Below are 14,737 nucleotides of genomic sequence, written 5' to 3'. Positions count from 1 at the left end.
AGGGTCATTCTCGACATGAGCAACAGGGAGCATCAACCAAGGCAAGGCTATGCCGCCCGTCCGGGCGCCGCGCCGCGCCGTCCCGCGCAGGGCAGGCCTGCCGCGCCGAGCTCGCGCGCACGTCAGGGTGCTCCCATGCCGCAAGGCGGCGGCCAGCCGGGCGGGGCTCGTGGTGGTCGGCCGGGCGGGCCGTATGGCGCGCAGGCGCGTCCGGGCCAAGCTCGCGGCAACCAGGCGGCTCGCCCGCGCGGTGGCGCTGGTGGTGCCTATGCAGGTCAGCGGCCACCGCGTGCATCGGCGGCGCCCGCGCCCGTTCAGTCGCGTGCGAACGCGCAGCGCGCGTATGTGGCGGTTGCGCGCAAGCGACGCCGCGCGCGGTTGCTCAAGCGCGTCGGCTTGACGGCCCTGGCGGTGGTGCTGGTGTGCGTTTTCGCCGTGGGCGCTTACGGCTTGTGGTTCTCTCATCAGCTTGACAGCGCGCTTTCGATGGGTACCGAGCAGGACATTGCGGTCAGCGACGCGCTGACTCCGGCCGAAATGGGTCAGCCGTTCTACGTGCTGGTGCTGGGGTCGGACTCGCGCGAGGGCTCGGGCACGTCGGACAAGGCGGCCGAATCCGGCGACAATCAGCGCTCCGACGTCATGATTCTTATGCGCGTGGACGCTGCGAACAAGCAGATTACCATGGTCACCGTGCCGCGCGACACGCCGTATCGCACGTCCGATGGCCAGCTCATGAAAATCAACGAGGCGTATAACATCGGCGGCGCGCCGGAGTCCATCAAGGCGGTTTCGCAGCTTACGGGCGTGAGCATTTCGCACTACGCCGAGGTTCACTTCTCCGAATTGCAGGACATCGTCGACAAGCTGGGCGGCGTCGAGGTGAACGTGGACATCGAGCTTTCGTATCAGGATGCCCTGACGGGCGAGACGGTCACGCTTGAGCCGGGCACGCAGGTGCTTAACGGCCAGCAGGCGCAGTTGTTTGCCCGCGCCCGCCACGAATACCAGGTTGACCAGGACGAACACCGCCAGGATAACGTTCGCCAGCTTGCGCTTGCCATTATGAACAAGGTGCTCAGCGAGCCGGTGTATCAGATGCCCAACACCATCTTGAGCGTTGCTGGTTTCGTGGGAACCGACATGCGCACGGCAGACATCATTTCGCTTGCCATGGCGTTTGCGGGCGGCTCGGGCAGCATGACCGTGTACAGCACCTCGGGTCCGTCGAAGGGCGATTACAACGAGGAAGCCGGCGGTTTGTGGATGTGCTACGAGAACCCCGAGGGCTGGGCAACCATCATGAAATCCGTTGATGCCGGGGAGAACCCGAAAGGCATCGACGTAGATTCAACGGCAATCATTCCGTAACAAGGATTTGCAAGGAAGGAAACGGGAATGAACACAAGGAAGAGGATTTTGGCGATCGTGGCCTGCTGCACGCTTGCGCTGTGCTTGCTGGCCGGGTGCCAAAAGAAGGCCGAGCCGAACGTTCACGAGGACGAGACGCTTGAGGTTTCCGACAGCGTGCAGACCGCCAAGGCCGAAACGGAGCCGTTCTACGTGATGATCGTGGGCAACGACTCGCGCACGGGCACGGTTGAGATCACGAAGCCGGAGTATTCCGACGGCACCGGCCGCAGCGACGTGCTGATGCTTGCGCGCATCGACCCGAAAACCTATTCGGTAGCTTTGATTTCCGTCCCGCGCGACACGTCCACCGAGTACAACGGCCAGAAGATGAAGCTGAACGAGGTGTACCGCATCGCCGGCATCGAGGCGCTTGAGAGCGAAGTGGCCAAGCTCACCGGCGTCACCCCGAAGTACTACCTGGACATGGACTTCGTGCAGTTCGAGAAGTTCGTCGACCAGCTGGGCGGCGTGACGGCGAACGTGCCCATCAACATGCAGCTGGTGGACATTGTTTCGGGCGACAACATTGCGCTGAACGCCGGCACGCAGGAGCTGAATGGCCCCGAGGCGCTGGTTTTGGCGCGCTCGCGCAAGCAGTACGCCAACGACCTGGACGCATGCCGCCAGATTCAGGACCGTCAGCTGGTGCAGGTGGGCATCCAGCAAGTTGCCGCAGATCCTGTTAACGCCGCGCTGCATGTGCAGGCGCTTGTCGACAACTGCGACACCGACTGGAATGCGGCTGACCTGGTGGAGACGGTGAAGGTGTTCGCGCAGAATGCGGACAAGATCGAGTTCACGTCCGGCACGGGCCCGTACCAGGGCGATATCGACCCCGATATCAACCTGTGGCTTGCCTATCGCGATGAGGCCACGTGGGCCCAGATCATCGAGACGGTAGAGGCCGGCGGCGACCCCGAAACCATCGTCGCCTCCCCCCGCGTAGCGGCAGCATAAGGCCTCCGCAGGCAGGAATTGCAAACGCGCGAACGTGGCACGCACGCCACGTTCGCGCGTTTTGTTTTTGCGGCCTTTCGGCAAGCGCCGGGGTTGCGCACCCTTTGGCTTGCGATGCGATGTCGGGGGGCTGCGGGCGCTGGCGGGGTAAGAGATGCCGGCGGCGTGATGATGAGAGAATTATCTGCAAGAAAGCAAAGGCGGGCGACATCCCAAAGATGTCGCCCGCCTTGCTGTTTGCTTCCTGCTTGCTACAGGTATTTCGCAATCATGTCTTTACCGAAATCGTTGGCTTGGTAGAAAACCTTGAGGTTGCCGTTCTTGTCAAGCTGCCAATCGCATTCGTCAAGCAGGCCGTTTTCTTTCGCGGTGGCCAGCGACTCCTCGATGTCCTTTTCGGTAAACAGCTTATAGCTGCCGTAATCGTTTCGCAGCGCGTCCATCACGCCTTCGACGCAATCGGCCTTTCCGCTTTCGAAGTGCTTCATGATGGCGAAATACAGCGGCATTAGATTACTGCTCATGGGATTATTCCCCCTTCTTGTTCTTGCCGAGGAGGCTGCGGGGCTCTACGGCGATGCAGAAGATTCCGATTACCATGATGACGGCGCCCAGCCATTGGATTGCCGTGAGGGGTGGATAGTCAGCAGAAAGACCGCCGATGCCCAGCACGCCCATGATAAGCCAGATGAACAGCGGTCCCCAGAACGCATACATGCCGTTGCACGCCATGCCAAGCGCCGTGCCGCACATGGAGTTGCCTTTGTACCAGAACGAGAACGCCGGCATAGCGAACAGGCCGGAAATGGCGAAAATCAGCAGCGTGGGGCTTGTTGCGGCAGCGCCGGCCAGGCTCACCAGGCTTCCAACCCCGTCTCCCGCAATCGCAAGTACGGGGAAGACGATGAGAAGCTCAAGCACGCCAGCGGTCATTTGGCGGATGGCAATGCCGATGCGGTAGTCGATAAGGATGGTGCCGAATCCGGCAACGCAGCCCTCAAAGCCCCATCCGAACGCCGCCAGGAAGGCGAAGAGGCATCCAAGCAGCGCATCGGGCCCCATGGACGCGAAGCTTGCGCCGCCAATCATGCCTGCAGAGGCAAGGCACACCACAATGCCGAGCACTTTGTGCGCGCTGAGCTTCTGCTTGAACAGGATGCGGCCCAAAATTGCTCCGATGGCGCAGTTCAGCGCTGCAATCGGCACGATAACGCCGGGATTTCCCGAGGCCGTGGCGGAGTTGAGGCCGATGACATAGGCGATGGTGGCGAAGGGGCCGCCAACTGCGGCGCACAGCATCATCACGCGGCCGGGCTTAGAGGCAAGCGTTTTGCGCAAATCGCCCAGCTGATGGTTCTTTGCGCAAACGAGAACCGACCATATGCCGCTGAACAAGTCGTTGATTCCGGCGGCAAGCGCTGCAAGCGTAAACGTGATGGCGAACGCGCTCAACGCCTCGTTGCCATTGCCCCATGTGCTTCCGGCGAACCATTCGCCCCATACGCCTTGCGTTTCCGCAAGCGTGAGAAAACCCGTGTAAAGTCCGTAGCATATGCCCGAAGCAACGGCGAACGCGATGCCGCGCGTCATGAAGCTTCTGCGCCGCTTGGCCCGAAGCGTTTCGATCGAGGAATTCATGTCTGGCCCTTTCCGCTTGGTGCTTTCCCGATGCTTACTGTTCGCTTTGGTTATAAAGGTCTAAGGCTTTCTTCAGGTAGGTCTTGCCGTAGCGGTAATAGATGTAGGCCCATTCGCCCACGTGCTCGCCCTCGGCTTCCTTAAGCAACGACCAGGCATACCAACACCATCCCGCCAAGCCGACCTGCGCAAGATTGTGGCGCCATTCGGATGCGGTGGGCGTGCGGCCGAAGTAATACCCCAGTGCCTCGCGCATGCGCTCTTCGTCAAGCTGTTCGCACACGCAGAACGTGCCGAAGTCGTTCGCATAATCGCCCATGCCCGCGTACTCCCAATCGATGAGGCTGACGCGGTCGTCTTCGGCCACAAGGAAATTCAGCCCGAAGAAATCGTTGTGGCAAAGCACGGGGTCGGCCGCTTCCGCGCTGATAAGGTTGTTGAGCATATCAGCCTGGCTGCTCATCTCCTGCCAATCGGAAACATCGATAGGGCCGCGTTCCTTCAGCATGCACTCGTATCGCTTGCCCTCGGTGTAGAAGCTGAAGCTGCGCTCGACTTTTGCGCCCGACTCGTGCAGCTTGCGAGCCATAACCATCGCGATTTCAAGTTGGCTGTCGTCGTGCGCATCGAGGTTCTTGCAGTGCGGGATGTATTTCGAAATCTTCCAGCCGCGCCGCGCGTTTTCGAACACGAACGTGTCATCAAGGCCGAGCTGACGGGCGGTTTCGAGCGCGGTTTTCTCGGCGGTGCGGTTGATAAGCAGTTCCGTTCCCACGCCGGGATGGCGATACACCCATTCGCCATCGTTGGTGGCGAAGTGGCAGCTCAGGTTCGTCAGACCTTGCTTAAGCGGGTAAACGTCGTGAATCTCGGATTTCTTGCAGCCAAGCACGGCAACGATGTTGTCGAAGATTTCGGAATCAAGGTTCTCCAGGAACAGCGGATCGAAGTCACGCAGCTCGTCAAGGGAGTCGAACTCGCGGATGATGGGGGGATCATAGCGGCGAATGCGCATGTCGAGCTCTTTGATGTGCTCGACGTACAGGTCTTCCCAAAGCTTGTCGCGGGTTTGCGGCAAGTCGTATTCGTCTTCAAGGATTTCGCGGAAGCGGGTGGAGAACTCTTTATCGAAGAAGACGTGGCCGATCATGTACCACGCGTTCTCGCCCCCGACTTTTACGCCTCGGATGCGGTCGTGCGTGCCGATTTGCAGGCACCATTCCTTGGTGTGGCCCTCGGCGTATTCGGCCGAGTAATAGGCTTTCCAAACATGGCTTTCGAAGGGGTTCTCCTCGAAATAGTTGTCCGAAGAGCAGATGTAGGTGTTACCCAGCAGCTCCCTGACCAGCATCAGGGAAGAGTTGTTGTTTCGAACGGCGTATTCGTTGTTGATGACGATCTTGACGCCGTATTTGTCTTCCAGGTAGAAGAAGCATTCTTTTTTGTATCCGACGACAACAACGATGTCGGTAACGCCCGCGGCTTTGAGCTGCTCGATTTGGCGCTCGATCAGTACTTCGCCGCGAACACGCAGCAAACCCTTCGGGCGCTCGTAGGAAATAGGCGCGAAGCGCGAAGAGAGGCCGGCGGCTAGGATGATGGCGTTGTCAACGGCGTACGGCTTCAACGATGCGATACCGGGTGCGGTCAGGCGCCCGTCGCTGATAAGCCCCGCGGCTTCGCATTCCTTGCAAGCGGCGTTGACGGTGGCAAGTCCCAGGCCGGTAGCGTTCGCGATTTCTCGTTGCGTTGCATGGGGAAGCTTGCTGAGGGCATAGATGACTTTAAAGTGGTTATGCTTAAGTGCCATGAGACGAATCCTTTGTTGTTCGCTTTTTCACTATCATAGCAAGATTGCGAACATATGGAAGAGGGTATGTTCGGAAAATCGATAAATAGAAAGAAATTGGAACGAAATGGTCTTGTTGCGGCGGTTAAAGAGCCCTGCGCGCTTGCGCAGCAGGGAAGTTGCTTGAACGCTGTTGTCCGTGATGTGGGTGTTGAACGGATGGCGTGTTATGAGTCATTGGCTGAATCGGCTGGCAAGATGCTTGCGCTAGTTTAAAATCGCTCTGAATTGAAAACGGGGGCGCTCGAAGCGCCCCCGTTTTACTGCGATATTGCGAAATGCTTAGAACGTTACGACCTTAGTTCCGGAGGGGATGTTGTCGTAAATCCATTTTGCGTTGTCGATTTGCAGGCGCACGCAGCCGTGCGACAAGTTCATGCCAAGCCTTCCGTCCATGATGTTGAACGTGTTCTGGTAGTACGTTACTGAATGGAAGAGGTAGTTGCCATAGAACTGCGTGTAGTAGTAGCAGCTAAAGCCGGAACCGAATACGTACCCTTTGGCGCCGACGGTGTATTGGCCAAGGACGGTGGGCGTATCCCATGCGCCCGTAGTACAGGTCCAGTTCTTCTGCAGCTTCCAGTTTCCTTTGCTACCCCAATAGATGCAGACCTGGTTTCTGGTTGTGTCGCACAGAATCAGCCAATTCGTGTTGCTGGAGTAACCTTGCGCCTTGCGATACATTGGATCGGCGTTTGGATCCCACGCTCCGCTGCTGTTGAGGTAATAGTAAGCGCCTCCAACGTAGACCCATCCGGTAGCCATGGCTCCGCTTCCGTACAGGTAATACCATGTGCCGCCATCCTTAAGCCATCCGGTGTACATGGCTCCCGATTGCTTGTCGAGGTAATACCACGTACCGCTTACCTTCTGCCAGCCTGTCCGCATGGCTCCGTTGCTTCCAAGGAGGTACCAGGCGCCGCCCGTGTAAACCCAGCCGATTTGCATGGCGCCTTGGTTGTTGAAGTAGTACCACGTGTCTTTGATTTTCAGCCAGCCGATCGCCGCTTTCCCGCTATCGGGCGTTGCGTAGAACTGACGTCCGTCGATTTTCGTCCACCCGCTTAAAGGAGTGCCCTTTTCGTTGGTGAGCACAATCGATTTGTTCTTGATGATGGCGTTTGCGGTAAGGGCTCCGCTTGCCGAGGCGTACCTTGCTTTCCCGGTTTTCGCGTTGACGACGACCCACTTATTCGCGTTCATGGCCCCATCGGAGTTGAATTGATAGTCTTTCCCTGCGATGGACTTGGTGCCCGTGACCGTAGGATGACGTGCGTCTTTGGGGTCGAGGTAATACCAGATTGACTTGTAGTAGACCCATCCGCTTTGCATGGCGCCGTTTCCGCCAGCCCAGTGCCAGAGGCCCTTTTCGTCGAGCACCCATGCGTTAGATTGCATGATTCCGGATTTGGCGCAGTGATACCACGTTCCGTTATCGTTGACCCAGCTAGTTGCCATGCCTGAGTTTTCGTCGATCCAATACCAGCCGTTATCCCACAGCCAGCCCGTATGCAGGCTGCCGGATCCGTTCAGATAGAACCAGGCTCCGCGCCATTGCCAGCCGGTGAGCATTTTTCCCGAGCCGTTCATAAGGTACCAGCTTCCGCCGACCTTTTCCCAGCCAGTTGCCATGGCGCCCGTTTTCTTGTCGAGCCAATACCAACCGTTGCTCCATTTCCAGCCTGTGGACAGCTTCCCGTTGGGGGCCACCCAATACCAATGGCCCTCGCTGCGAACCCAGCCGTTGTTTCCCGTGATCATGGCGCCGGACGAATTTGAATGCCAGAGCGATCCGTCGGCTGTTGCGTACGTGCCTGTCTGCATGACGCCTGCAGCATCGAAGTGATACCACGAGCCATTGACGCGTTGCCAGCAGTCTTCGGATGCATACGGGCTGTTGTTGAACCAGTACCAGGAGCCGCCGACCTGCGCCCATCCGTACGTTTTGAATGGTTTGCCGTCTTTCGTGTAGGTGAGGTGAGGCGACTTATCGCTTTTGGCGTAGTCGTATACGGGCTTGGCGGGAGTGCTGCTAGCGCTGACATTGCCGACGGTGCTTCCACTCTTGGAGGCGCCGTTGGTGTTGGCGTTGCTTCCGGTACTGCTGGGGTTGACCTTTTGCCGGCTTTGCGCGTCTTGCGTCTGCTCGCTTACCGCGTCCGTGCCGCTTTTCATTGCAGAATCGGGAGCGTCGTCGTTGAGGTTTTGGGACTGCTCTTCCGCCAGGGGCGTTTGCTGCTTATCGGCGCCGTCTGATGGTTCGGCGGCGAATGCTAGGCTGCCGCTCGCGCCGCACAGGAGTAACAGCATTGTCGTGGCCAGCAGCAGCGGAATCGGTGCGCGTTGGCTACACTTGCCGAATTTGTTTCTCATCGTTCCCTCCCTTTGCCCGAAAACAGTTTCCATGTAGAAAAAATCGGGTAATATCGTTCCCATAAATAGGATAAGGCAAAGGAGCAAAGAGAACTATGACAAAGTGCTTCAGATTACCAATGGCTTTGGCGATTGGTTTTGTAGCGTTGATTGCTTCTGCTTTCCCCGTGGCGATGGCGCATGCTGAGGAAATCGGCTTTGGGATTGATTCGCCTTACGGCGAAGCGTATGAATCCGAGCCTGAATTCGATAGAGCATCCGGTGAAGCTGCGTCAAGCTGGCGTTTCGTTGACGGTTGCTATGTCGGCGACGCGGGAAATGAAGACAGGATTGCTCTGTATGCCGCCAGCAGAAATACCTGGTGGAAAAGCGGAGGCACCTATTACGGCAGCAATGGGACCACTGTTTGGGGTGCTAAGGGCTTTGGCGTTGACGTTTCCACGCACCAAGGGCCTATCGATTGGTCGAAGGTTAAAAGCTCTGGCGTAACGTTCGCCATCATTCGATGTGGTTATGGTTCCGACTACACGTCGCAGGACGACAACCAGTTCTTGGCGAATGTTCGCGGATGCCAAAAATACGGCATTCCGTTCGGCGTTTACCTGTATTCGTATGCTGAAAATACCAGCATGGCTCGTAGTGAAGCTGATCATGTTTTGCGCCTTTTAGATAAAGCCGGCTTGAGCCCGGTTAATCTATCGTATCCCGTGTATTACGATCTTGAAGAAGGCGGAAGCAGCCCGAAAATCAGTAACAGCCAGCTGCTGGCAAACACCAAGGCGTTCTGCTCCGCCATTTCTGCTGCGGGCTTCACGCCGGGTGTGTATGCGAATACCAATTGGTGGACGCATTATTTGACCAGCTCCGAATACAACAAATGGCCGCGTTGGGTTGCTCAGTACAACTGGCAGTGCACCTACGGCGGGCACTATGACATATGGCAAGCTGATAGCCAAAGCTCGATTTCCGGTATTGCCGGCGCGGTGGATGTCAACTTTGATTACACGGGCCCCATCGTCCATGGTGATCAATGGGTGAATTCGAATGGTTCTTGGTGGTACCACTACAAAGATGGCTCTTATCCGTCTAACGGGTGGGCGAAGATCGATGGCAAGTGGTATTACTTCGACAGTTCTGGGTGGATGCTTGCTGGCTGGGTTCGCACCGGCGGCAGCTGGTACTACCTTGACGGCTCCGGTGCCATGGCCGAGGGCTGGAGATATGTGAACGGCGCCTGGTACTACCTGGAGCCCGGATCCGGCAAGATGGCCACGGGCCTGAAGAAGGTGGACGGCGAGACCTACCACCTGGCGTCCTCGGGCGCCATGACCACGGGGTGGGCGAAGGACGCCGGCAAGTGGTACTGGTCCGACTCCTCGGGCGCCCTGAAGACGGGCTGGAGGAAGCTCGGCGGCTCGTGGTACTGGCTGGACAAGTCCACGTTCCAGATGGCCACGGGCTGGGAAAAGGTCGAGGGCACGTGGTACTACCTCGACGGCTCGGGCGCCATGGCGACCGGCTGGGAGAAGGTCGGCGGCACGTGGTACTACCTCTACGGCTCCGGCGCGATGGCCGAGGGTTGGATTCGCACCGGCGGGGCGTGGTACTACCTGGAGCCCGGCAGCGGCGCCATGGTCACCGGCTGGAAGCAGGTCGGCGGCACGTGGTACTACCTCGACGGCTCGGGAGCCATGGCTTCATCGCAATGGGTAGGGAACTATTACGTTACGGGCGACGGTTCTATGGCAACTTCTCGCTGGATTGGCGGGTATTACGTTGATGCCAATGGGCGATGGAATCCGGCTGCCGTAAAGAAGAGCTAAGTATGAACGGGCGCGCGGGAAGATTATTGCTAGCCTTCGCCTTTTCAGCGATGTTGGCTGTTGCTTGTGCGTCTTTGGCGTACGCGGCAGATGATGCTGGTGCTGCGACTGGTGATTCGGCCGTTCAGACTCAGAGCAGCGCTAACGGCGGGGCTGATTCGGTCGTAAGTCGGAATAAGGATGCTGATGATAAGGCGGCAAAATCTTCCGATGTTGCTAAGGTTCCTGACAAGGTTCGCTATAAGTCAGGCTGGAACCTGATTAACGGCGATTGGTATTATGCGGTTTCCAAAACTAAGCTGAAAACCGGCTGGTTGCGCGCCGGCGGCGCCTGGTACTACCTGGAGCCCGGATCCGGCAAGATGGCCACGGGCCTGAAGAAGGTGGACGGCGAGACCTACCACCTGGCGTCCTCGGGCGCCATGACCACGGGGTGGGCGAAGGACGGCGGCAAGTGGTACTGGTCCGACTCCTCGGGCGCCCTGAAGACGGGCTGGAGGAAGCTCGGCGGCTCGTGGTACTGGCTGGACAAGTCCACGTTCCAGATGGCCACCGGCTGGAAGCAGGTCGACGGCACGTGGTACTACCTCGACGGCTCGGGCGCCATGGCCACCGGCTGGGAGAAGGTCGGCGGCACGTGGTACTACCTCTACGGCTCCGGCGCGATGGCCGAGGGCTGGGTTCGCACCGGCGGTGCCTGGTACTACCTGGAGCCCGGCAGCGGCGCCATGGCCACCGGCTGGAAGCAGGTCGACGGCACGTGGTACTACCTCGACGGCTCGGGCACTATGGCCACCGGTTGGGCACGTGTCGGCGGCAGCTGGTACTACCTGCGTAGTGGCGGTGCTATGGCAACGGGCTGGGTAAAAGATGGCGCCTCCTGGTACTATCTCGATCCGAATAATGGCGGGCGGATGGTGTCTTCAAAGTGGAAGTACGTTGGCTCCGTTGATTTCAAGTTCAATGGAAGCGGGCGTATGGTTGGTGCTTGGGTCGATGTTCCGGCGATGAACCAGTATCCGGCTCTTCCGGACGGCTGCGAATCTGTTGCTTTGGCGAACATGCTTCGCTATTACGGGTTCCCAATCGGTAAGACAACGATTTGGGATTCTTACCTAAGCTTTAGCGATTGGAATTTCGTTTCGGCTTATGCCATGGGCGGTTGTATGGCGCCTGCTGTTCGCGATGCAGCCAATCGATACCTCAGCTCTCGTGGAAGCTCTTTGCGAGCACAGGATGTCACGGGGTCTTCGCGTTCCGACATTTATTGGTATTTGCAGTATGGCATACCGATTCAGGTGTGGGGAACGGTTAACAACGGGGGAGCCGGGTATGCAAAAGCTTCCCAGTGGTACGGTGGACGCATATATAACTTCTACACCGGCAATCATTCGATTGTTGTCCAAGGATACGATGAGGAACGCGGAATCGTTTACGTTGCCGATTCCATTTCTGGCAATGTTACAAGGTCGGCTAGCAGTTTCTTCAACAATTATTGGACAACAGGAGCTCAAGCGGTTGTGATCAGGTAATTCTGACCGTTTCAAGCGTAGAGCTGAATTGATGCAAGGTGCGGCGAGCAGCGGGCTTGCCGCACCTTTTTGCATATGCGTGGCTTGCTCAAGTGGCCGGCGGGGCTTGGGTAGGTGGCTAGCCTTCTGATGTGCTGGGTGCTTGGGGCTGGTTACTTCCCGAGGACTGCTCGTAGGGCTTGGATTGCTTCGCTGTAGGCTTCGTCGAGTTGGGGGAGTAGGGCGGTGGCGGCTTGCTCGTCGTGGGCTTTCAGCAGGTCGTTCATGCGCGTGGCCAGCTGGTGCAAGCTGGTCAGCGATAGGTTGCCCGCCACGCCTTTCAGGGCGTGCGATTCGCGCTCGGCCTCGCCGAGGTTGCCTTCGGTGAATGCGGCCTTGATGTTGGCCATGTGCGGGTCGGACAGGAAGAGCTCGGCAAGTTTGAGGTACAGCGCCTCGTTGCCTTCGAAGCGGTCGGTGATATCTTCGTAGTCGATGTTCGCGTTTCGCAAAATCGCAATGTCTTTTTCGTCCATTGTGCCTCCCAGGGTTTCGGACGGGTTCGTTATCGGAAGTATAATCCGGCCTATGGCTAATCGGAATCAACAGTATCATGACCCTTTCGAGCCTGGCGTTTCCTCGCCGGAGTTCCAGCAATACGCCCGCGAGAACTATTCGGCGCATGGCGGCAATCGCGCGCGTTCGGGCGCGGAGGGCGGTCGGGCGCCGTATGCCAGCGGCACGGCGCGCATGCCGGGCGCTGGCGGTGGGCGGGGCGCTGCGGGCGATGGCGCTTACGGTGCCGCGAACGGACACGATGCCAGCGGCGTTCGCGGGGGATATGGATCCTCGTTTGGCGGAGCTGGTGCTAACGGTGGGCGGCAAAATCCCTGGTCGCGTCCTGATGGTGGTACTTCGCGTATGCCGGGTGGCTCGGCAGCTGCCGGCGGTGCTGGCCGCGGCGCCGCTAACGCCTACACGCGCCCGGGTCGTCATGCTGCGGCGCAGCCGCGTTCGGGCTGGGCGTCGCCTTTCGACACCGGCGACATGGGGTTTGCCGGCTCGGCGGGCGCCTACACCAGCCCCGCGAAGCGCTTCGCCGGCCTGCTTGTGTGCGTGCTGGTGGCCGTGGCCATCGAGGTGTTCGGCTTCAACTTGGCGTTCTTCACGTCCATGACGTATCCCGAGGTGGGGTCGTACCTGGTCAACGGCGTGGCCTCCGGCAGCGAGGGCGCCATTGCGCTTGATGCCTCCAACAACGCCATCGAGCTGACCAGTCTTGACGACACCGTGCGCAGCATCCACTTCGCTCCCGTGCTCAACAACCCGGCGGCGGCCGCGAAAGCCACCGATAGCAAGCTGCAGGTGACCATGTACCTTGCCGACGAGGGCAACGCGAACTACTACCAGCTGCCTTCGGTGACGGTGGACCCGGCCGATGCGGCCAGCACGTACATCAGCTTGGACCCGGCGGGGAAGTGCCATTCCATTTACGTGTCGTTCACGAACCTGGCCGATGTGGGGCCGATCACCGTTACGGGCGTCAGCCTCAACCAGCAGGTGCCGCTTGACATCGACCCGGTGCGTTTTGCGTACATTCTGGCCGTGCTGTTGCTGCTGTATGCCGTGCGCCCGCAGTCGATGCTGTTCAGCCGCGTGTTCGACGGGCGCATCACGCGCCACGGGTGGATGGTTGTCGGCCTGGTGGCCGTGCAGGCGGTCATCGTATTCGTGCTGGTCATGTCGAACACGCACTTCCTGTCGCTGACGCAAACCGCCAGCACCGAAAACTACTTCCAGTATCAAAAGCTTGCGCAGGCGCTGCTCCAGGGGCACCTGTACCTTGACGACGTGCCCAGCGCGGCGTTGCAGGCCATGGACAACCCCTACGACACAGCGGCGCGCGCCGCGGCCGGCGTGCCGTATCTGTGGGACCACGCGTATTTCGAGGGCAAGTACTACGTGTACTTCGGCGTGCTGCCGTGCCTGGTGTTCTATGTGCCGTGGCTTCTGGCCACGGGAACCGGTTTCCCCACGTGGCTGGGCGTGGCCATCTGCGATTGCGCGTATGCGGCCGGCTTGGCGTACTTGCTGACGAACGTGGTGCGGCGGTGGTTCCCGCGCACGTCGCTGGGGCTGTTCGCCGTGCTGGACATCATGCTGTTCGTGGCGGGCGGCGGGCTGATTCTGGCGCGCACGCCCAGCATGTATTTCCTGCCCGAGGCCATGGGTTTGGCGCTGGTCAGCTGGGGCCTGGGGCTGTGGGTCAGCGGCACGTCGCGCGGGTACATCGAGCGCGGCCGCGTGGTTGCAGGTGCGGCGCTTATCGCGCTGACGCTGGCGGCGCGCCCGCAGATGGTGTTGGCCGCCGTGTTCGGCCTGGTGCTGTTCTGGCCGTTTTTGCGCGACGCGCGCGGCAACGCCCAGGCGCGCCGCGCGTGCTTGTGCGAGTTCCGCGCGGCGCTTGCGCCGTTTGCGGCGGTGGCGCTGGTCGTGATGGCGTACAACTTCCTGCGCTTCGGCAGCCCGCTGGATTTCGGCGCGAACTACAACCTCACCACGAACGACATGACGCATCGCGGATTCCACGCCGACCGCATCCCGTTCGGCCTGTACGCGTACCTGCTGCAGCCGCCGGCGCTGGGCAGCCAGTTCCCGTTTTTGCACCAGACGTACATGGACCCGTCGTACCAAGGCGTCACCATCTACGAGCCCATGTTCGGCGGCTACTTCTTTCTGTATCCCATGACGCTGGTGCTGCTGGCCTTGCCGCGCGTGCGCCACGCGCTGAAGGCGAAGGGGCTGCTGCCGCTGTGGGTGTGCCTAGTGGTTGTGGCCGTGGCGCTGTGCGTGTTCGACCTGCAGGGCGCGGGCATCCTTATGCGCTACATCTGCGATTTTGGGCTGTACTTCGCGCTGGCCGCGGCGTTGGTGTTCCTGGAGCTGTTGCAGGTGCGCTCGTCAGAGCCGCTGTCGAAGGGCTGGACCACGCAGCTGGGCGCGCACGGTGTGGCGCCCGTGGGGCAGGTGGGCGCGCACGCCATGGCGAACGCCAGCGCCGCCGGCGAGACGGTGTCGGTGTACCGCATCGCGCTGTATTTCCTGTTCGGATCGCTGGTGGTTATGATCACGGCAAACGCTCTGCTCTGGAACGCCTTCGGCATGTATTAGGG

General features: G+C 59.6%; 11 protein-coding genes. 6 read left to right on the top strand and 5 right to left on the bottom strand.

The genetic code is table 11. The features are described from left to right. Positions 1-15: 15 nt before the first annotated feature. On the top strand, positions 16-1,371 hold the full coding sequence (locus ET524_RS08505; RefSeq protein ID WP_201738741.1) for an LCP family protein: 1,356 nt from the start codon (positions 16-18) through the stop codon (positions 1,369-1,371). 27 nt (positions 1,372-1,398) lie between these two features. After that, the gene (locus tag ET524_RS08500; protein WP_129424964.1) at positions 1,399-2,370 is read left to right on the top strand and encodes an LCP family protein; all 972 of its coding nucleotides are present in this window, start codon (positions 1,399-1,401) and stop codon (positions 2,368-2,370) included. A 251-nt stretch (positions 2,371-2,621) separates the two neighbouring features. Here the strand turns inward: ET524_RS08500 and ET524_RS08495 are convergent, their stop codons facing one another. The 3 genes from ET524_RS08495 to ET524_RS08485 are packed head-to-tail and all read right to left on the bottom strand — an operon-like array spanning position 2,622 to position 5,818. Then, positions 2,622-2,894 carry a hypothetical protein gene (locus ET524_RS08495; protein ID WP_129424961.1) on the bottom strand — a complete coding sequence of 91 codons (273 nt, stop codon included), beginning with the start codon at positions 2,892-2,894 and terminating at the stop codon, positions 2,622-2,624. 4 nt (positions 2,895-2,898) lie between these two features. Further along, complete coding sequence (locus tag ET524_RS08490; protein ID WP_129424959.1) at positions 2,899-4,008, bottom strand: hypothetical protein; 1,110 nt, start codon at positions 4,006-4,008, stop codon at positions 2,899-2,901. Between the two features lie 34 nt (positions 4,009-4,042). After that, a complete protein-coding gene (locus ET524_RS08485) occupies positions 4,043-5,818 on the bottom strand; it encodes a phosphotransferase (protein WP_129424957.1) in 1,776 nt (591 codons plus the stop codon). Between the two features lie 66 nt (positions 5,819-5,884). Here ET524_RS08485 and ET524_RS08480 point away from each other — a divergent pair, with 66 nt between their 5' ends. Continuing rightward, a complete protein-coding gene (locus tag ET524_RS08480) occupies positions 5,885-6,073 on the top strand; it encodes a hypothetical protein (RefSeq protein ID WP_129424955.1) in 189 nt (62 codons plus the stop codon). 66 nt (positions 6,074-6,139) lie between these two features. Here the strand turns inward: ET524_RS08480 and ET524_RS08475 are convergent, their stop codons facing one another. Further along, complete coding sequence (locus ET524_RS08475) at positions 6,140-8,230, bottom strand: L,D-transpeptidase family protein (protein WP_161566651.1); 2,091 nt, start codon at positions 8,228-8,230, stop codon at positions 6,140-6,142. A gap of 119 nt (positions 8,231-8,349) precedes the next feature. On the opposite strand from ET524_RS08475, the gene ET524_RS12095 reads away from it, so the two are divergent. Together ET524_RS12095 and ET524_RS08465 are read left to right on the top strand one after the other, a co-directional pair. Continuing rightward, complete coding sequence (locus ET524_RS12095) at positions 8,350-10,053, top strand: GH25 family lysozyme (RefSeq protein WP_161566650.1); 1,704 nt, start codon at positions 8,350-8,352, stop codon at positions 10,051-10,053. 74 nt (positions 10,054-10,127) lie between these two features. After that, a complete protein-coding gene (locus tag ET524_RS08465) occupies positions 10,128-11,585 on the top strand; it encodes a C39 family peptidase (RefSeq protein ID WP_161566649.1) in 1,458 nt (485 codons plus the stop codon). A 152-nt stretch (positions 11,586-11,737) separates the two neighbouring features. Here ET524_RS08465 and ET524_RS08460 read toward each other — a convergent pair whose 3' ends face one another. Beyond that, positions 11,738-12,100, bottom strand: coding sequence for an Hpt domain-containing protein (locus ET524_RS08460; protein ID WP_129424947.1), 363 nt, complete (start codon positions 12,098-12,100; stop codon positions 11,738-11,740). A 52-nt stretch (positions 12,101-12,152) separates the two neighbouring features. Here ET524_RS08460 and ET524_RS08455 point away from each other — a divergent pair, with 52 nt between their 5' ends. Continuing rightward, a complete protein-coding gene (locus tag ET524_RS08455) occupies positions 12,153-14,735 on the top strand; it encodes a hypothetical protein (protein WP_129424945.1) in 2,583 nt (860 codons plus the stop codon). The last annotated feature ends 2 nt before the right edge of the window (positions 14,736-14,737 follow it).

The organism is Senegalimassilia faecalis, assembly GCF_004135645.1.
Lineage (GTDB): Bacteria > Actinomycetota > Coriobacteriia > Coriobacteriales > Eggerthellaceae > Senegalimassilia > Senegalimassilia faecalis.
This window is presented reverse-complemented; position numbering and strand designations above follow the sequence as displayed.